At 71.4% G+C, this 18,227-nt stretch carries 15 protein-coding genes; 8 read left to right on the forward strand and 7 right to left on the reverse strand.

What is annotated here, in order from left to right:
- Positions 1-17: 17 nt before the first annotated feature.
- The 3 genes from JEQ17_RS09200 to JEQ17_RS09210 are packed head-to-tail and all read left to right on the forward strand — an operon-like array spanning position 18 to position 3,225.
- A complete protein-coding gene (locus JEQ17_RS09200) occupies positions 18-548 on the forward strand; it encodes a toxin-antitoxin system, toxin component (protein ID WP_200394766.1) in 531 nt (176 codons plus the stop codon).
- A gap of 15 nt (positions 549-563) precedes the next feature.
- Positions 564-1,805, forward strand: coding sequence for an MAB_1171c family putative transporter (locus JEQ17_RS09205; RefSeq protein ID WP_200394767.1), 1,242 nt, complete (start codon positions 564-566; stop codon positions 1,803-1,805).
- Entirely contained in the window at positions 1,789-3,225 is a 1,437-nt protein-coding gene (locus JEQ17_RS09210) for an NAD(P)/FAD-dependent oxidoreductase (RefSeq protein WP_200394768.1), read from the forward strand. Before JEQ17_RS09205 ends, JEQ17_RS09210 begins: the two co-directional genes overlap by 17 nt.
- A 33-nt stretch (positions 3,226-3,258) precedes the next feature.
- Here JEQ17_RS09210 and JEQ17_RS09215 read toward each other — a convergent pair whose 3' ends face one another.
- Entirely contained in the window at positions 3,259-4,302 is a 1,044-nt protein-coding gene (locus JEQ17_RS09215) for an alpha/beta fold hydrolase (protein WP_200394769.1), read from the reverse strand.
- Between the two features lie 241 nt (positions 4,303-4,543).
- Between JEQ17_RS09215 and JEQ17_RS09220 the strand changes: the two genes are divergently transcribed.
- The gene (locus tag JEQ17_RS09220) at positions 4,544-4,771 is read left to right on the forward strand and encodes a hypothetical protein (RefSeq protein ID WP_200394770.1); all 228 of its coding nucleotides are present in this window, start codon (positions 4,544-4,546) and stop codon (positions 4,769-4,771) included.
- A gap of 75 nt (positions 4,772-4,846) precedes the next feature.
- Here JEQ17_RS09220 and JEQ17_RS09225 read toward each other — a convergent pair whose 3' ends face one another.
- Together JEQ17_RS09225 and JEQ17_RS09230 are read right to left on the reverse strand one after the other, a co-directional pair.
- Positions 4,847-5,545, reverse strand: a complete 699-nt coding sequence (locus JEQ17_RS09225) for a 4'-phosphopantetheinyl transferase family protein (RefSeq protein ID WP_200394771.1) — start codon at positions 5,543-5,545, stop codon at positions 4,847-4,849.
- Entirely contained in the window at positions 5,493-6,398 is a 906-nt protein-coding gene (locus tag JEQ17_RS09230) for a metallophosphoesterase family protein (RefSeq protein WP_200394772.1), read from the reverse strand. Before JEQ17_RS09230 ends, JEQ17_RS09225 begins: the two co-directional genes overlap by 53 nt.
- A 202-nt stretch (positions 6,399-6,600) precedes the next feature.
- On the opposite strand from JEQ17_RS09230, the gene JEQ17_RS09235 reads away from it, so the two are divergent.
- The 4 genes from JEQ17_RS09235 (at position 6,601) to JEQ17_RS09245 (ending at position 10,873) form a co-directional block, all read left to right on the forward strand.
- Complete coding sequence (locus tag JEQ17_RS09235) at positions 6,601-8,505, forward strand: HAD-IIIC family phosphatase (RefSeq protein WP_200394773.1); 1,905 nt, start codon at positions 6,601-6,603, stop codon at positions 8,503-8,505.
- Entirely contained in the window at positions 8,502-8,729 is a 228-nt protein-coding gene (locus tag JEQ17_RS49935; RefSeq protein ID WP_234048124.1) for an acyl carrier protein, read from the forward strand. Before JEQ17_RS09235 ends, JEQ17_RS49935 begins: the two co-directional genes overlap by 4 nt.
- On the forward strand, positions 8,726-9,490 hold the full coding sequence (locus JEQ17_RS09240; RefSeq protein WP_234048125.1) for a 2-oxo acid dehydrogenase subunit E2: 765 nt from the start codon (positions 8,726-8,728) through the stop codon (positions 9,488-9,490). Before JEQ17_RS49935 ends, JEQ17_RS09240 begins: the two co-directional genes overlap by 4 nt.
- 201 nt (positions 9,491-9,691) lie before the next feature.
- A complete protein-coding gene (locus JEQ17_RS09245) occupies positions 9,692-10,873 on the forward strand; it encodes an ATP-grasp domain-containing protein (protein ID WP_200394775.1) in 1,182 nt (393 codons plus the stop codon).
- On the opposite strand, the gene JEQ17_RS09250 is transcribed toward JEQ17_RS09245, so the two are convergent.
- The 4 genes from JEQ17_RS09250 to JEQ17_RS09265 all read right to left on the reverse strand — a co-directional run bounded on the left by JEQ17_RS09250 (position 10,850) and on the right by JEQ17_RS09265 (position 18,179).
- Positions 10,850-12,553: a transposase gene (locus JEQ17_RS09250; RefSeq protein ID WP_234048126.1), complete on the reverse strand. Its 1,704-nt coding sequence runs from the start codon at positions 12,551-12,553 to the stop codon at positions 10,850-10,852. The two genes, JEQ17_RS09245 and JEQ17_RS09250, sit on opposite strands and share 24 nt — an antisense overlap.
- A gap of 184 nt (positions 12,554-12,737) precedes the next feature.
- Positions 12,738-13,610 carry a sulfotransferase family protein gene (locus JEQ17_RS09255; protein ID WP_234048127.1) on the reverse strand — a complete coding sequence of 291 codons (873 nt, stop codon included), beginning with the start codon at positions 13,608-13,610 and terminating at the stop codon, positions 12,738-12,740.
- A gap of 151 nt (positions 13,611-13,761) precedes the next feature.
- On the reverse strand, positions 13,762-16,812 hold the full coding sequence (locus JEQ17_RS09260; protein WP_200394776.1) for an alpha-mannosidase: 3,051 nt from the start codon (positions 16,810-16,812) through the stop codon (positions 13,762-13,764).
- A 29-nt stretch (positions 16,813-16,841) separates the two neighbouring features.
- Entirely contained in the window at positions 16,842-18,179 is a 1,338-nt protein-coding gene (locus JEQ17_RS09265; RefSeq protein ID WP_200394777.1) for a 6-phospho-beta-glucosidase, read from the reverse strand.
- Between the last annotated feature and the right edge of the window lie 48 nt (positions 18,180-18,227).

Genomic DNA, 18,227 nt, shown 5'->3' on the forward strand with positions numbered 1-18,227 from the left:
TGGGCATAGGAAAGGACATGCGCCGTCTGTGCGGCGAGTTGGTCGACGAGCTCTCACTGCCGGCACCGGCGGAGCCCGCCGATCTGTACGCCGCGCTGTGCGACGCCATGAGCAGAAGGCGCGGGCGTCCGGTGCAGTTCCGTACGGCCGCGTTCCCGCCGGGCACCGCCAGCGGGCTGTGGCTCGACATGGCGGACCAGGACCTCGTGGTCGTCGAGGAACGCACCGCGCCCGACCACCAGTTGGTGATCCTCGGCCATGAGCTGTGGCACATGAACGCCGGGCACTGCAGCCACCATGTGGAGGGCGCGGCCGTCGCCGCCCGCATGCTGTCGGACGACGCCGACCTGCAGGCGACCGTCCTCAGGGTGGCCGCCCGCACCCGGTCGGACCTGGCCGACGAGAAGGACGCGGAGAGCTTCGGGCTGTTGCTGGCGAGCAAGTGCCGGGTGTGGCTGGCGGGTTCGTCGCTGCGCGGACCCGTACGGCGTGACGGTCTCGCCGGCCGGATCGAGGCCACCCTGGGCTATCGCGGGCCGCAGGGCTGAGGGCGCCGGCACACCGTGGACGGGTCCAGCTACTACATTCCCGCCGTCGCCATGGCGGCCGCCCTCCTGGTCAAGGCGCCCGCGCTGTCGCGGTCCTGGCGCGATCCGCTGCTGCGCTCCGTGTGCACGCTGATGGCGCTGGCCGGGCTGGTGTTCTTCTTCGCGGCCCCGCCGACCATCGGCGAGGTCAACGACGTCATCGGGATCACGAACGTCTCGGCGCCGCTGGTCTACTGCCTGTTGAGCGCGTTCAGCGCCGCCTGTCTGGTGCTGATCGTCAACTGGCGTGGCGGGCCGCCGGAGTCGACCCGTCGGGTGTCGCGCAGCTGGATCATCGGCTACAGCGTCGTGATCGTGGCGCTGGTCGTGCTGTTCGTCCTCGGCGACGCTCCGGTGGAGCGGCTGGTGGACTTCGACACGTACTACGCCAACGAGCCGTTCGTCCGCGAGATGATCGTGCTCTATCTCGTGGCGCTGACCGTCTCGGGTGTCGCGATGAGCGTCATGTGCGGGCGCTGGGCGCTCAAGGTGCAGGGGTGGCTGCGGGCCGGCCTGCTGATCATCGTGGCCGGCTATCTGTTCAACATCGCCTATCTGACCACCAAGTTCACCGCGGTGATCGCCCGTTGGAACGGCGCGAACCTCGACTACCTCAGCTCCGACGCGGCGCCCGTACTCGCCTCCGCCGGGGTGCAGATCAGCGCGATCGGCTTCTGTTTCCCGCTGGCCTGCCAGCGGGTCGGCGACACCTGGTCCACCTGGTCGACGTACCGCCGTCTCGGCCCGCTGTGGCGCGAGCTGAAGCCGGTCTCGCCGCACGCGGCCCACGGCGTACGGATGTCCTGGTGGTCCCCGGCCGAACTCCAGGTCACCCAGCGGGAGTCGGACATCCACGACGGCATGCTCAGCCTGTATCCCTACTTCGACACCGCGGTGCGCGCGAGCGCCTACGACGCGGCCCTCTCGGCGGGCTCCGAGCCCGCCCAGGCACAGGCCGAGGCCGACGCGGCGATGGTGACGGCGGCCGTGCGGGCGCGGGCCGCCGACCCGGACGGCAGGGTCATCGACTCGGCGGAGGCGGCCGACGCCCCGCGCTCCGCCGGCTCGCCCGCCGCCGCCTCTCCGTCCATGTCCACCGAGGGACCGCGCGACCTCGTGCGGATGTCCATCGCGCTGCGTCAGTCCCCCGTCGTCGCGGCTGCCCGAGGGCAGTACGCGACCAGGTCAGAGAGCGACTTCCATGAGCGAACCAGCTAGCCCCGCGCCGGGAACGGCCCCCAGACGTGCCGTCGTGATCGGCGGTGGAATGGCCGGCATGCTGGCCGCCGCCGCGCTGAGCGCGTACGCGGACGTCACCGTCGTCGAGCGCGATGCGCTGCCGGACGGACCCGAGCCGCGCAAGGGGCTCCCCCAGGCACGTCACGTCCACGTCGTGTGGTCCGGCGGTGCCCGCGCGATGGAGGAGCTGCTGCCCGGTGTGACCGACGGGTGGCTCGCCGCCGGTGCCCGGCGCATCTCGCTGCCGACGGGTCTTGTCTCCATGCAGCCGCGCGGCTGGTTCCGCCGGTGGCCCGAGATGCAGTTCATGATCGCCTGCAGCCGTGACCTCCTCGACTGGGTGGTACGGGAGCGGGTCGCCCGCAACGCCCGCGTCACCGTGCGGCCGCGCACCGAGCTGCTCGGTCTGGAGGGCGACGCGCGGCGCGTGACCGGTGTGCGGGTCCGTACGAAGGAGGGCGAGGAGAGCGTCCTGGCGGCCGATCTGGTCGTGGACGCCGCCGGGCGCGGTTCGCGGGCCATCAAATGGCTCGACGAGCTGGGCGTGCCCCCGGCTCCGATGGAGGAGGTCGACTCCGGGCTCGCGTACGCCAGCCGGATCTTCCGGGCGCCCGAGGGCACCGAGGACTACCCCCTGGTGAACGTGCAGTCGGACGCGCGGCAGCCCGTGCCCGGGCGGACGACGACCATCGTGCCGATCGAGGGCGGCCGCTGGCTGGTGACCCTTTCGGGCACGCGGGGCGGTCAGCCCACCGGCTCCGCCGAGGAGTTCGAGACGTTCGCCCGCGAGGTCAGGCACCCGATCGTGGGTGAGCTCATCGCCAATGCGGAGCCGCTGTCGGACGTCGTCGTCACCCGCAGCACCGTGAACCGCCGCCATCTGTTCGAGAAGGTCTCCGACTGGCCCGACGGCTTCGTCGCGATAGGTGACTCGGTCGCCACCTACAACCCGGTGTACGGGCACGGGCTCTCGGTGGCCGCGCAGGGTGCCGTGGCGCTGCGGGAGCACGTGTCCGAGTACGGGATCGCCACGCCCGGGCTCGCCCGCCGCGTACAGCGTGCCGTGGCCCGGCCGGTCGCCACCGCCTGGGACCTGGCCACCGGCACCGACATCCTCTACCCCGGCGCGATCGGCGAACAGCCGGGCTTCACGGACAAGCTCCTGGGCCGCTACATCGACCGCCTGATGCTCACGGCGACCGCCCGCCCCCTGGTCACCCAGGCGTTCTTCGACGTGGTGACGCTGTCCAAGCCCCTCAGCGCGCTGGTCAAGCCGGCCGTCGTCATCGCGGTGCTCCGGGGCCCCCGCCGGGCGCCGCTGGCCGATCCGCCGCTGTCGGACAAGGAGCGGGACACGGTTCTGGGCGCGCCGGAGCCGTCGGGGGCACGGGAGGGCTGACGACGCCCCCAAAGGTGCGGGCCTGCGCGGCGGTCACGTCGCGCTGCGTTCGCTCGCCTCCCTCAGATCCCGCTCCACCGCCCGGCTGCGGGCGGTGTCCGGCCGGCCCGCGGCGGTGCCCGGGCGGCCGGCGCGCAGGAGGTCGCTCCAGTGTTCGCGGCTCCAGTCGGCGGGGCTGGTGGTGCCGGTGAACTCCTCGACGAGGGAGAGGAAGCGGGCCGGGTCGGTGTGGAAGGGGAAGTGCCCGGCGCCCTCGAAGATCTCCAGGCGGCTGCCGGGCATCGCCTCGTGCGCCCCGTACGCGTGCCGGACCGGGACCACGCTGTCGCGGTCGCCCCACATCAGCATCGTCGGCATGCCCTGGGTGAGGTAGCAGCGGTCGAGCATCGTCACGACCTGGCCGCGCCAGTCGACCACCGCCCGCAGCGTACGGATGAACGCGCTGCGGGAGGTCGCGTCGGGCAGGGCGTCCACGAGCGTCAGCAACTCGGGCGCGTCCTGGCCCAGGTCGGTGTCGAGGAGCCTCATCAGATGCGCGACCAGCCCCACTTGGATCCGCATCCCCGGCAGCCGCAGCGCGGCCAGGGCCAGGTCGGCGCCGGGCAGCGAGACCGCCCGCAGCACGGGATTCACCTCGCGGCCCACGCCGCCGGCACTGACCAGGATCAGCCGCTCGGTGCGCTCGGGGAACTGGTATGCGAACTGCATCGCGACGCCGCCGCCCAGCGAGTGCCCGATCAGCGTGGCCTGCTCGATGCCGAGGGTGGAGAGCAGATCGCGCAGCCCATTGGCGTACGCGGCCACCGAGTAGTCGGCCCGGGGCTTGTCCGAGGCGCCGTGGCCGAGCAGATCGGGCGCGATCACCGTGTGGTTGCGGGCGAGATCGGGGATGAGCTCGGCCCAGGTCGCCGAGGAGTCGCCGATGCCGTGGATCAGGACGAGCGCCGGGCCCTCGCCCGCCATCCGGTAGGCACGGCGGTAACCGTGCACCACCCGGTGGTGCAGCCGCAGCTCTCCGTCGCCCACCGGGCGCAGCCGCGCGGTGGTCCTCGGGTGCTGTCGCGGGACGTCGACCACGGGCTCGCCTCCCCTCACCGGGCCGCCGGGAGTACGGCTCCAGGCCCTGACTTCCAGCGTAGGACCCTTGTCCGACAAGGGATTTCCGTGATGTTTCCCCTCCGCTAACCGGGCGAACCGACGCGTACCGAAAGGGCATTGTCAGTGGCGGACGGCAAGCTGGACCCAGCGCCACCGCTGTGCGGGGGCGAGTGAACCGCCACAAGCGCTGCAGCCGAGCCGAACCGGGGAGAGCCGTCCGATGCCGACCGCCGTACTGACCGATCACGAACGCACCGCCGTGCAGGCCTATCTGCGCCTGTTGCAGACGGTCCGGGCCGCCATGGACGGCCCTCCCGGCACGGGCCGACCACCCGTCGTGCCGCCCGCCGCCCTCGCGGACGCGGAGCGCGCGCTGGCCGCGGCGGGGCTCACGGGCAACGAGGAGGCGTTCTTCCGCCTGCTGCACACCTGGTGCCCGGAGGTCTGATGAGCCGCCGTCAGCCCTTCGGCGGACAAGGGACGAGCCGGACGGGCGCGCTCAGCCCTTGGCGTGCGGCACCGCTCAGCCGTGGGCGTGCGGCACGGTCACCGAGGTCGCCACGAGTCCCCGGCGTACCGTCCAGCGCCCGTCGAAGTGTCCGATCCGTTGGCCGTCGACCACCGGCCCGGGCACGAGGAGCCGGGCGCGGAGGCCACCTGACGTGGTGTGTCCGGGATCCATGAAGACCTCGATGTCCGCCTCGGCGAAGTCGAGCCACTTCCCGGTGAGGGGGAACCACGCCTTGTAGACCGACTCCTTGGCGCTGAACAGGAGCCGGTCCCAGTGGACGCCGGGGTGCTGCGCGGCCAGGCCGCGCAGCCGCCGGTCCTCGTCGGGCAGCGCCACGGACGCCAGCACGTTGTCCGGGAGCGGCAGATGAGGCTCCGCGTCGATGCCGAGCGAGGCCAGGTCGCCGGCGCGGGCCAGCGCCGCGGCGGCGTAGCCCTCGCAGTGCGTCATGCTGCCGATCAGTCCGGCGGGCCACTGCGGGGCTCCCCGCTCCCCGGGCAGCACGGCCTGCGGGGGCACGCCGAGCTTCTCCATGGCGTGCCGGGCGCAGCCGCGCACGACGGTGAACTCGCGGCGCCGTTTCTCGACGGCGCGCGTGATCAGCGCCTGTTCCTCGGGATAGAGCTCGGGGTACGGCGTCGTGCCGCCGGGCCGCTCGTCACCGTGAGCCTCCACGGCCACGACCGACTCCGGGAGCAGCTCCTCGATCACCGGATCCGACCTCCATCGGCAGAATGCGGCGCAGCTTGCCCGGCGGTTCCGAGCGCTGGCGCCACTCGCGGGGGTAACCCACCGACACCTCTTCGAAGCGGACGCCGTCGAGCCAGGTGGTGCGGGGAATGTGCAGGTGCCCGTAGACCATGGCCGCGACGCGGTACGTGCGGTGCCAGTCCGCGGTGAGCCGGGTGCCGCACCACATGGCGAACTCCGGATACCAGAGGATCTCCGTCGGGTGGCGGTCCAGCGGGTAGTGGTTGACCAGAACCGTCGGCAGGTCGGCGGGGATCTCCGCGAGCCTGCGCTCGGTCTCGGTCACCCGGGCCCGGCACCAGTCCTCACGGCTCGGGTACGGGTCGGGGTGCAGGAAGTGCTCGTCCGTGCAGACGACACCGGTCCCGTGGGCGTACTCGAGCCCCTCTTTCTTGGTCGCGCAGCCCGCGGGCAGGAACGAGTAGTCGTACAGGAGGAAGAGCGGTGCGACGGCGACCGGTCCGCCGGGACCCTCCCACACGGGGTACGGATCCTCCGGGGTCGTCACTCCCAGCTCGCGGCAGACCTCCACGAGGTGTTCGTAGCGGGCCACGCCGCGCAGGGTGACGGTGTCCTTGGGGTGGGTCCACAGCTCGTGGTTGCCGGGTGCCCAGATCACCTTGCGGAAGCGGGAGGCGAGCGTTTCGAGGGCCCAGCGGATGTCGGCCACCGTCTCCGCGACGTCGCCGGCCACCAGCAGCCAGTCGTCCTCGGTCTCGGGGCGCATCCCCTCGACGAGGGCGCGGTTCTCGGCGTATCCGATGTGCAGGTCGCTGATGGCCAGCAGCCGGCCCGGACGGTCAGCCGTCGTCACCCTCGCCCCCTCCGTGGACCGGAGACGCCCCTCGGCGTGCCCGGATGGGACCACAAGAACACATGCCGCCTCCACGGTACAAGAGCGGCTTTAGCCGCCTCGCCGACGATATGGCCACGGCCGGTTTTCTGGGTGCGGGTCCATCGTGGCTGCTCGCGCCTTTCCCCGCGCCCCTTGCGGGGCGCCCAGCCCGAGGAGAGCTATGACAGGCGCATCCGGCTCCGAGCGTCTGGTGGAGAGCGGGCCCGCCACGCTGGTCGAGCTGCATCGTGAGGGGCGGCTCGTTCGTGAGTATCCCGGTGTTCGGCAGTTGCTCGCCGGGGCCTCGGACGCCGAACTCGCCCGGGCCGGGCAGCTGTTGGCGCGGCTCGATCCGGGCGAGGTGGCGGCGGAGCACCCGGCCGTGCCGGTCGTGACCGTAGCCGTCACCGGGCACGGCACGCTGGCACCGCTGTTGCCGCCCCTGACCGTCGAACTGGCCCGCCACGGGCTGCTGTTGCGGCCGCGTCTCGGGGACTTCGACGCGTACGTCTTCGACCTGGCCGACCCGTGCGGCGAGCTGTACCGGGCCGATCTGGCCCTCTGTGTACTCGATCCGATGGTGGTCTTCGACGAGGTTCCCGTGCCCTGGGGGCCCGAGGACGTGGAGCGGGTCGCGCGGGAGCGGATCGGGACGCTGGCGGGGCTGGTCGCGCGGTTCGTGGAGTCCGCGCGCGGGACGCTCGTCCTCAACACCCTGCCGTTGCCGAGGCGGTTCGCCGCGCAGCTCGTCGATCACCGGTCGCGGGCGCGGCTCGGGGTGGTGTGGCGGGAGGCCAACGCGCGGCTGCTGCGGCTGGCCGAGGAGCACGATCGGGTCGTCGTCCTCGACCTGGACCCGCCGGCCGGCGAGGGCGTGCCCGTCGTGGAGCCGCGGCTGAGCCAGTACACCAGGACGCACCTCTCCCCCGCCCTGCTCGCCGCGTACGCCCGTGAGATCGGGCATCTGGCCCGGCACCGGGCCGGACAGGGCAAGAAGGCCCTCGTCCTGGATCTGGACGGGACGCTGTGGGGCGGGATCCTCGGCGAGGACGGCCCGGACGGCATCGAGATCGGCGCCGACGGCACGCACCGCGGCGGGGCCCACCACGCGTTCCAGCGGGTCGTCGGACAACTCGCCTCGCAGGGCGTGCTGCTGGCCGCCGTCAGCAAGAACGACCCCGAACCGGTCGGAGAGGTGCTGCGCGGGCATCCCGGCATGTTCCTGCGCGAGGACGACTTCGTCCGGGTCGTCGCCAACTGGCGGCCCAAGCACGACAACCTCACCGAGCTCGCCGAGGCCCTCAACCTGGGCGTGGACAGCTTCGTGTTCGTGGACGACAGCCCCTACGAGTGCGGGCTCGTCCGCCACGAGCTGCCCGGTGTCGCCGTCGTACCCGTGAGCGGCGAACCTGCCCTGCACATCGAGGCGTTGCTGCGCGACGGCTGGTTCGACGCCCCGGAGCTGACCCGCGAGGACGTCACACGGGTCGCCCAGTACCGCGACGAGCTGGTCCGCAAGGACTTCCTCGACAGCTTCGACTCCCTTGAGGAGTACCTGCGGCAGCTGCGGGTCGAGGTCCAGCTCGTCGAGGCCGGACCCGCCGAGGTGGCCCGGCTCTCCCAACTGGCCCTGCGCACCAACCAGTTCAACCAGACGACCCTACGGCTCGGGCCCGCCGAGGTGCGCGCCCTCCTCGACGATCCGGCGGCGCGCGTCCTCGCCGTCCGCGCCGCCGACCGCTTCGGGGACAACGGCGTCGTCGGCGCGGTGTTCACGCACCGGCGCGGCGACACCGTCCACATCGACAACTTCCTGCTCAGCTGCCGGGTGTTCTCCCGAGGCATCGAGCAGACCGCGCTCTGCGCCGTGCTGCGACACGCCCGCGCACACGGCGCCCGTGCGGTGCGCGCGAACCACCGGGCCACACCGAAGAACACCAAGGTCAAGGACTTCTACCCGAGGAACGGCTTCGCCCCCGTCACCGATGACGGCACGACCGTGACGTACGAGCACGGCCTCGAGGTCCTGCCCGTGCCGCCCGCGCATGTCCACTTCACCGAGATCCCGGGAGACGACGGCTCGTGAACTCCATCGACGACTTCCTCATCCTCCTCCGGGACGACCTGGGCCTGCCGGTGACCGGCGCGGACGTCGGCGCGGGGCTCGACCGGGTGCCCGGCTGGGACTCGGTGCACCTGCTCTCGCTCCTCGCGCTCCTGGAGCGTACGACCGGCCGTGCGCTCCCCCTCGTGGAGGCCCTGGAGGCCGGCAGCCTGGAGGAGATCTACGCGCTGGCGGTGGCCTCGTGAGGATCTCAGCGGTGGCCCGCGAGCGCCGCCACACCCTGGCCTTCCTCGACGGCATCCGGGGCTTCGCGCCGGTGTTCCTCGGTACGTCGGTCGACATGGGCAACGTACGGGAGCACCGCGCCGGGCAGGCGTCGGGGCGCCGGATCTCCACGGTCACGTACGTGCTCCAGGTGGCCGCGCGGGTGCTGGCCGCGCACCCCGAGGCGAACGCCGCGCTACGGGGCCGATCCAGGGTCGCGCGCTACGACGGCGTGCACGGCAAGTTCACGCTCGACCGCACACTGGTCGGCCGCCGGGTGGTGCTGTCCGCCGTGCTGCCGGACCTGGAACGGGCCGCTCTCGACGAGATCCAGGAGCGCGTCGACCACTTCCGCGAGGGCGACCCCGCGACGATGCCGGAGTTCGCCGGCGTCCGCGCGCTCCAGCGGCTGCCCGGGCCGCTGCGCACCCTCGCCTACCGTGCCGCGACCCGTCCCCTGCGCAGGCGGGCCTCGACGACGGGCACGTTCGCGGTGAGCTCGCTCGGCCACCGTCCCGTGGAGGCGTTCCACTCCGTCGGCGGGACCACGATCACGCTCGGGCTCGGCGCGACCGCCGACCGCCCGGCGGTCCGTGACGGGAGGGTCGTCGTCGCTCCGGTGCTGCCGCTGAGCCTGACCTTCGACCACCGTGTGATCGACGGGGCCGAGGCGGCGGACGTGCTCGCGGAGATCAAGGAGGGCCTGGAGTCCTTCAAGGGGAGCGGGGTCCAGGGGGCCTGACGTGCCTCAGGAGCACCGGCGGGCCCGTCCGGGGATTCTGTAACACGCACGTAGCAGCGAGCACGCTGCGCAGGCCCTATGATCGGCCCTACACAACCGCCACGGACTCCCGTTTTCGAACGGCGGTTTTGTGTACCCATTTACTCCTTGGCCGGGCGCGGCCTGCTTCGCCGTGCCCGTGAACCCTGAAAGGCGGCCTGCATGGTCTCTCGCGTACGCGTCTGGCTCAACCGCACGTACGCGGAGAACGTGTTCTTCATGGATCAGCTACGGCGAAATCCGTGCGGCAGGGCCGTCGAGATCCACGCGACCCACGGCGACGCCGACTCCCCCATCCTCGCCGCCGCCGACGCGGCCGCGCTGGAGCCGGAGGGGCTGTCCCCGGCGGCGTACGTCGAGTACGCGCTCGACCAGTGCGCCCGGCACTCCATCGACGTGTTCGTGCCTGTCCTGCACCAGGCGACCCTCGTCGAGCACCGCGAGGAGTTCGCCGCGGTCGGTACGGCGCTGCTGGCGCCGCCCGCGGAGGCCGTGCACACCTTCCAGGACAAGGTGATCGCGTACGAGGCGGTCGAGAAGCTCGGCATTCCGGCACCGCCGTGGTGGCGGGTGCGGACCGCGGACGAGCTGATCGTGGCGGTCGACGCGCTGGAGGCCGACGGCCACAAGGCGTGCTTCAAGCCGGCCTCCGGGGCGGGCGGCGTCGGTTTCCGCATCATCACGCGGACCCCCTTCTCCCTGATGCACCTCAACGGCTTCCCCAGCCCGTACGTGCCGCTGGACATGGTCGTCGAGGCGCTGAGGCAGGCCGACGAGCCCGTGGACTGGCTGGTCATGCCGCGTCTGGAGCAGCCGGAGGTGTCCGTGGACTGCCTGACCGGTCCGGACGGGCGGGTACGGATGGCAGTGGGCCGGACCAAGAACGGCCGGCGGCGCGGCTTCACGCTCGACCCTCAGTGGATCGAGCCGTCCCGGCTGCTCGCGGAGTCGTTCGGGCTGCACTATCTGACGAACATTCAGTTCCGGATGCTCGGTGACGAGCCGGTCCTCATGGATGTGAACACGCGCCCGGCGGGCGGTCTGCACCAGCTCTCGCAGTGCGGCATCAACGCCCCTTGGGCGGCAGTGCGGTTGGCGCTCGGCGAGGAGCCAGGCGACGTGGTCCCGCCGTTCCTCGGGCAGGACTACACGGTCGTCGCGGGACCGCGTGCGGTACGGCCCGTGTCGCTGCCGCAGCAGCGCGCGGAGTTGGACGTCGCCGCGTCGGCGCCCGAGTCCGTCGTGAGCACCCAGACAACGCAGACCGCACAGGTGGCTCCGGCGCCCCAGTCAGCTCAGACGACCCAGGCCGCCCAGACTTCAGACAGTCCCCTGACCGTCTGACTGGCCCATACCAACTCGGTGGACGTGCCAACTCCCGTACCGTTCCTGAACACTGAGCGTTAGTGAGTCCTGTTGCCAGGACTGCTGCTCGGTGGCGCTGCCCCGAACGGTGTTGGGCAGGCTGGTCCCCCGCTTTCGCTCCACCACCGGTGACACGCATCTGGTGCGTGGTCCGGGTAGGTGGGGGCGGGTTTCCTCACGCAGCCGGATCTCCGGTCGGGCCTGGACGGTCCGATGCCCGCGACGATCACTCCGGTCGTCGTGGGGCGGTGCCGTCCGTCGTCTGATCGGGTGTCCGAGGGCGCGTCGCCCGATCGCGATGCTCGCCGCATCGTGTCGGGAAATCTTGCGAGTTGGTGTGGTCAGCGGTCGCTGCCAGTGCCGGGCACCCCACTTGCTGGTGTAGGCGGGGTCGACCGCGACGATGGTGATGTCCTGTTCCGCAGCCATCGACACCAGCCGGGCCTTGAGTTTCGCGGTGGGGAAGCGAGAGAGCCGGCGGCGGAAGCGTTTGTTGCGGCCGTACTTCTCCCGGCTTGTACCGTCGGTGAAGTCAAGGTCCTCGATGGCGATCGCGGCAGCGCCGCAGTCTCGGGTGTGGTGCAGCAGCCGACTCAGCGCGTGACGCAACTGCGCGTCCCGGTGCTCCGTGCTACCGGTCAGGTCGTAGAAGAAGCGCTGCGGCTCGCCAACCGGGTTGCCGTGCACGTCCAGTTGCCAGGCCGCCAGGTGGTCGTCGTTCATGTCCACCCCCACCACCCCGTGAGCCAGGGCCGCTTCGAGCGGCAGGGTGGGGGTGACGGCGCGCTGCCAGGAAGCCGTCACATACCAGCGGCTGCGGGCCGTGTCGTGGTTGATGCGGTAGGCCACCGCGCGGTTCGCGGTGATCCGGTCGCGCCACTCCTGGCCGCGATGCTGGAATCGTACGGTCACGTCCAGGACGTACCGGCCGTGCGGGGCGTTGGCCAGGTGGACAAGCGCGGCCGGGAGCTTGATCGAGACCTGTCCGGTATCGGTGACGCGGATGGTTTCGTTGCCGAACCGTTTGCCGGACTCCCCGTCGGCCGCCAGAAACATCCGCTCCGTCCGCCAGCATTCCCGCCACGCCTGCTCACTCAGCCCCGCTGCCCCCAGGTTGTGGCGGGTGCGGGCGAGGTGTTTGCCGCCGCGCACCACCCGCACCCGGCCCGCCGTCCAGGCTGCCTCCACCACCGCCAGCCGGTCCTTCAAGGTCTGCAGACGGCGCGCCTTGGCATGCCACTCACCCCGCGAGGCATAGCCGCGCACCAGCCCTGCCCGTTTGTCGGCCTTGGCGCCCAGCGGTCGGGCCAGCCGCGCCTCGACCGACGCGATCTGCCCCCGCAGCCAGCTCATCTGCGTCACCTGTCCGCGCCGGGCCAGCGCCCACTGATCGTGGGTGGCCTTGGTGATACTGCCCGCCCAACGCGCCGACGACCTCCCCGTCAGCCCTCGCTTGCGCACCGCCCAAGAAGCCGCATTGTGCTCCAGACCCTGCTGAGAGCGCTCCGCGAGATCACCGGCCGCCAGCGAGCCGAGAAAGTCACCGACCTCCGCCAGCACCCCCGCATCCGACTCGCTCACCCGCAGCCGGACCCGGACAGCCACTCCGGCCGGACCGGGCACCACGAACGGCGCCGCCAACTCCCGCAGCTTGCCCACCCGTTCACCCCCACCAGCCGAAGATCCCGTCACGGCACTCAACGAGCACCACCCGCAAAGGTCACCCATTCGACCCAAGAACTCCCGTTCCCCAGTCACAGCAGGCTTCACCGGCTGACGGCCGCGCATGGGGCCCGAGAAGTCCCCCCCAGGGCCCCAGGGCACCTCTCAAGGGGGTGCCCGGTCAGTCGACCGGGTACCCCCACTCCTTTGCCAACTCGGCCAGGCGCGGCGGCAGTTGGGCCGTCGGGTCGGCCGGGCGGGCCTGCTGGATGCGGCCCGACCTGATCGTGGGGCTCCAGTCGCCGAGCTGCGGGCGGAAGTCGCCGTGGTCCTTCTCGCCGTAGTCGAGCATCGCGCTCTCCCAGGGGACACCGAGGTACTCGCACAGCCCGCGGGTGGTCCGCTCCGGGTGGGCGGTGAGGTCCTCGTACGTCATCACATGGGCGTCGAGGGTGCGGCGGGCCTCGTCCAGTTTCTCGCTGTAGTCGAGGACCTCGGCGCGGATCTGTTCGTGGTCCGGGTCGGTGCGGCGGTCGGTGAGCGAGGCGACGACCGCACCCGGGTGGCGGAGCAGCACGATGTAGCGGGCTTTGGGCCAACATCGGTGCAGGCGCGGCCACATGAGGGTGTTCGGCGGGGTCTTGTCGACGATGATCTGCTTGCCACTGCGGGCGAGTTCCAGGTGCAGCACCCGGTCCCAGAGCACATGCTCCAGCTCGTCCTTGTCGAGTTCGAGCGCCTTCATGGCGTCGGCGGTGAAGTCGCGCGACAGGTTGATGTGCAGGGTGCGCAGATGCATCTCGTGCGGGGCGCGGATCCTGCTGTGGCTGTTCAGCAGGACCCTCAGCAGGGTCGAGCCCGAGCGCACGGAGGAGAGGACGAAGACCGGCGAGTCCACCAGCCGCGGGGCGCGCGGAGCGGTGTACGAGTCCCCGTCGGTCCTGGGCGTGGGCATGGCGTCGAGGTTCCGGCGCGGCGGGCTCACCGCCTGGGCCATCAGCCTTCCCCTGCGCCTCAGCCCCTTGCCGATCGCGGACATTCGCGGGTCTCGCACGGTGACACCTTTCTCTCGCACTGCCCCACATCAGAGGGGCGACGGGCGAACTCCAGGTGTCGTGCAGGGAACAGGCACTGGTCACGGCGGGCGATGGACCCGCCGTGACCAGGCGTCTTACCGCTTCCTTAATTCTTCATGGGAAGCGTGGTCACTTGTTCTCCACGGCCAGTCGCAGCGTCTGGATCTCGAAGGGCCGCAGTGTGACGGACACACTGTCGCCGTCCGTGTCCGCGCTGGTCAGCGGGCGTTCCAGGAGATCGGTGAGCTGGGCGCCGGCGAGCGGGAAGCTCGTGCGCAGGGTGCCCTGCGCCCGGCCGCCGAGGGACTCGTAGACGCGTACGACGACATCGCCCGAGGCGTCGTCGGCGAGCTTGACCGACTCGATGGTCACGCCCCCGCCGTCCACGGACACGACCGGTTCGGGGGTGCCCGCCGAGTCCGCCACCCGCAGGGGGAGGTTGAGCGAGTAGCCCTCGGCGACGGCGTCCTCGATGGTCGCGCCCGGCAGCAGCGCGTAGGTGAAGCGGTGCTTGCCCTGGTCGGCCTCCGGGTCCGGGATGCGCGGGGCGCGGACCAGGCTGAGGTGGACCGTGGTGGTCGTGCCGCCGTCCTCGCGGACCGTGCGGGTGACGTCGTGGCCGTAGGTGGAGTCGTTGATGACCGCGACGCCGTAGCCCGGTTCGCCGATGTGGACCCAGCGGTGGCCGGAGACCTCGAAGCGGGCCGACTCCCAGCTGGTGTTGGTGTGCGTGGGCCGCTGGATGTGGCCGAACGCGATCTCGGCGGACGAGTGCGCCGCCCGGACGTCCACCGGGAAGCCCGCCTTGAGGAACTTCTCGGCCTCGTGCCAGTCGATGTCCGTCTCGAAGTCGATACGGGGGCTGCCCGCACGGAGGCTGATCGTCTGGGTGATGCGCGAGCCCTTGCCGAAGGAGCGCTCCACGCGGATCGCGCCCAGCAGCGGGTCCTCCTCGACCACGGTCAGCGACTCCGCGTCCAGCAGGTCCGTGTAGCGGTTCTTGTAGTGCTTGTCGACGTCCCACGCGTCCCAGTAGTTCGGGAGGTCCGTGTGCAGCCGGAGCAGGTTGCCCGTGTCGGCGAGGACCTCTCGGCCGCCGGCGCGCAGATCGCGTACGGAGGCCAGGGTGCCGTCCTCGGCGACCTCGACGCGGACCAGTCCGTTGTCGAGGACGCGGCCGGCGACTGTCACCGGCTCGGGTGCGTCGCCGGTGCCGAGGGGTGCGCTGCCGTTCGCGGGGACGACGGTGTGGGCGAGGGTGCCGTCGGCGGTCCGTACGACCTCCCGGCGCTCGACCGGGCTGGTGTTGAAGACGCGGGTGCCGCCCGTGCCGAGTGCGGTGACCGCCTCGGCGGTCAGCTCCTCGACCTCGACCGCGACGCGCGCGTACTCGGCCTCCGCCTCGCGGTGCACCCAGGCGATGGAGGACCCGGGCAGGATGTCGTGGAACTGGTGGAGCAGGACCGTCTTCCAGAGCCGGTCGAGCTTCTCGTGCGGGTAGGCGTAGCCGGGAGCGTGCAGCGCGGCCGTCGTGGCCCACAGCTCGGCCTCGCGGAGCTTGTGTTCGCTCCTGCGGTTGCCCTGCTTGGTGCGGGCCTGCGAGGTGTAGGTGGCGCGGTGCAGTTCCAGGTAGAGCTCGCCGACCCAGACCGGGGCGTCCGGGTACTCCTCGCGGGCCTTGGCGAAGAAGTCGTCCGGGTGCTCGACGACGACCTTCGGCGAACCCTCCAGGTCCGCCAGCCGGCGCGCCCGTTCCATGATCTCGCGGGTGGGGCCGCCGCCGCCGTCGCCCCAGCCGAAGGGGGCCAGCGAGCGGGTGGCGGCGCCCTTCTCCTGGTAGTTGCGGGTGGCGCGGGCCATCTCCTCGCCGCTGAAGCGCGCGTTGTAGGTGTCGACGGGCGGGAAGTGCGTGAAGATCCGCGTGCCGTCGATGCCCTCCCACCAGAAGGTGTGGTGCGGGAACTTGTTGGTCTGGTTCCAGGAGATCTTCTGGGTGAGGAACCACTCGTTGCCCGCCAGCTTGGCGAGCTGCGGGTAGGCCGCGGTGTAGCCGAAGGAGTCGGGCAGCCACACGCCCTTGGTCTCGACGCCGAAGTGCTCGATGAAGAACCGCTTGCCGTGGATGAGCTGGCGGGCGACGGCCTCGCCGCCGGGCAGGTTGCCGTCGGCCTCGACCCACATGCCGCCGACCGGCGCCCACTGGCCCTTCTTGACGGACTCCTGGATGCGGGCCCAGACCTTCGGGTAGTTGTCGCGCACCCACTCGTACTGCTGGGCCTGCGAGCAGGCGAAGATGAAGTCGTCGTACTCGTCGGCGAGCGAGGTGACGTTCGAGAAGGTGCGGGACGTCTTGCGCTTGGTCTCGCGGATCGGCCAGAGCCAGGCGGAGTCGATGTGCGCGTGGCCGACGCCGGAGACGATGTGGGCGCTGGCGTTGGCGGGCTTGGACAGCGCGGGCTTGAGCGCGGCCCGTACGTCCGCCGCCGTGCCGGAGACGTCGTCGAGGTCCAGCAGGTCCAGGGCCCGGTCCAGGGTGTGCATGATCTCGTGCCGGCGCGGGTCGTGCTCGCCCAGTTCCAGCATCAGTTCACGCAGCACCTGGACGTCGAGGTCGAGGTGCCAGACCTCCTCGTCGAGGACCGCGATGTCGGCGCGCTGGAAGGTGTAGATCGGCTTGTCGCCCGCGGTGAGCTTGTCGCCCATGGGCGTGATCTTGGAGAAGTTGTCGGCGAGGATGTCCGGGTTGGAGGCCGCCTCGACCAGGTAGTCGATCCGCTCGCCGCCGACGGCGGGGTTGGCGATCGCCACGTACTGGTTGAGCGGGTTGACCGCCTTCAGCGGGGTGCCGTCCGTGAGGTGGACGAGCGCCTCGGCCTGGTTGCCCGGCCAGTCGCCGATGAAGCCGAGGTCGATGACGGCCTCGACGCGCTTGCCGGCCCACTCGGCGGGCACCTGCCCGCGCATCCGGAACCAGGTGGTGCCCCAGGGCGGTCCCCAGGGGGTGTCCATCGCGAAGGGCTCGTACGAGGAGGCCGCGGCCTCCTCGAAGGGGACGGGCTCGCCCGGAGCCTGCCAGGCCTCGACCTCGAAGGGTACGGAGGCGGCGTAGATCGCGGTCTTGATGCGCTGGTCGTGGACGCGCTGGACGCGCTCTTCGATCCGGCGGCGTTCGTCGTGCATCTCAAGTCTCCAGGTAGCGGGGAAAGCGCTTACTCAAGGTACGCCAACCCAGGATGGGCTCCGGTGTATCCGTCGACCAGCCTGCGGGCGACATTCACGGAGTCGACGAGCGGGTGCAGGGCGAAGGCCTTCACGGCCGTCGTGCGGGAGCGCGACTCGGCGGCGGCGAGCACCTCTCGCTCCACCGCCTTCACCGCGCAGACCAGGCCTGTCGCGTGGTCCGGGAGCGGGGCGACGGCGACGGGGTGGGCGCCGTTGGCGTCGACGAGGCAGGGCACCTCGATGACGGCGTCCGTGTCGAGCACCGAGAGGGTGCCTTGGTTCCGGACGTTGAGGATCAGCGTGGTGCGCTCGTCGCGGGCGATGGCCCGCATCAGGGCGAGCGCCACCTTCTCGTAGCCGCCGGAGAGGTCGTCGGCGTCACGCTCGCCGGCGCCGGCCGTCTCCCGGTTCTCCGACATGTACGTGGCCTCGCGCTCGGCGCGCGTACGGTCCCAGGCGGTGAGCGCGGCGGCGTCCGGGCGCTTCATCTCCTCGTAGAAGTGCTCCTGCTGGTCGCGGAGGAACGCGCCGCGGGTCTTCTCGGCCTCGCTGTAGGCGCGGACCGCTTCCCGGTTGAAGTAGTAGTAGTGCAGGTACTCGTTCGGGATCGCGCCGAGCGACTGGAGCCACTCGGTGCCGAAGAGCTTGCCCTCCTCGAAGGAGCCGAGGAGGTCCGGGTCGGCGAGCAGCCGCGGGAGTTCGTCGCGTCCGGCGACGTGCAGGCCGCGGACCCAGCCGAGGTGGTTGAGGCCGACGTAGTCGATCCAGGCCTCGCGCGGGTTGGCGCCGAGCACCCGGGCGATACGGCGGCCGAGGCCGACCGGTGAGTCGCAGATGCCGATCACGCGGTCGCCGAGGTGCCGGGACATGGCCTCGGTGACCAGGCCCGCCGGGTTGGTGAAGTTGATGAGCCAGGCGTCGGGCGCGAGCCGGGCCACACGCTGTGCGATGTCCACGGCGACGGGCACCGTGCGCAGTCCGTACGCGATGCCGCCGGCGCCGACCGTCTCCTGGCCGAGGACGCCCTGGTCGAGGGCGACCCGCTCGTCCGCGGCACGACCTTCGAGGCCACCGACGCGGATCGCGGAGAAGATGAAGTCGGCGCCGCGCAGCGCTTCGTCGAGGTCGGTGGTGGCGGTCACGGCGGGTGCGTCGGGGACGCCCGCCGCCTGCTCGGCGAGGACGCGGGCGACGGCGGAGAGCCGTCCCGCGTCCAGGTCGTGCAGCACGACGTCGGTGACGCGGCCCTCGCCGCGGTCCCCGAGGAGCGCCCCGTACACGAGCGGCACCCGGAACCCGCCGCCGCCCAGAATCGTCAGCTTCACGCAACTGCCCTTTCGATGTTCGTCGAGGTCCATGAGTTCCTCGATGTC

The sequence above is a fragment of the Streptomyces liliifuscus genome, from assembly GCF_016598615.1.
Taxonomy (GTDB): domain Bacteria; phylum Actinomycetota; class Actinomycetes; order Streptomycetales; family Streptomycetaceae; genus Streptomyces; species Streptomyces liliifuscus.

What these genes read in the sequence shown, in the direction of transcription:
- JEQ17_RS09200 (WP_200394766.1), top strand. Translation starts at nt 18, where the DNA reads ATGCGCCGTCTGTGCGGCGAGTTGGTCGACGAGCTCTCACTGCCGGCA.
- JEQ17_RS09210 (WP_200394768.1), top strand. Translation starts at nt 1,789, where the DNA reads ATGAGCGAACCAGCTAGCCCCGCGCCGGGAACGGCCCCCAGACGTGCC.
- JEQ17_RS09220 (WP_200394770.1), top strand. Translation starts at nt 4,544, where the DNA reads ATGCCGACCGCCGTACTGACCGATCACGAACGCACCGCCGTGCAGGCC.
- JEQ17_RS09235 (WP_200394773.1), top strand. Translation starts at nt 6,601, where the DNA reads ATGACAGGCGCATCCGGCTCCGAGCGTCTGGTGGAGAGCGGGCCCGCC.
- JEQ17_RS09245 (WP_200394775.1), top strand. Translation starts at nt 9,692, where the DNA reads ATGGTCTCTCGCGTACGCGTCTGGCTCAACCGCACGTACGCGGAGAAC.
- JEQ17_RS09260 (WP_200394776.1), bottom strand. Translation starts at nt 16,812, where the DNA reads ATGCACGACGAACGCCGCCGGATCGAAGAGCGCGTCCAGCGCGTCCAC.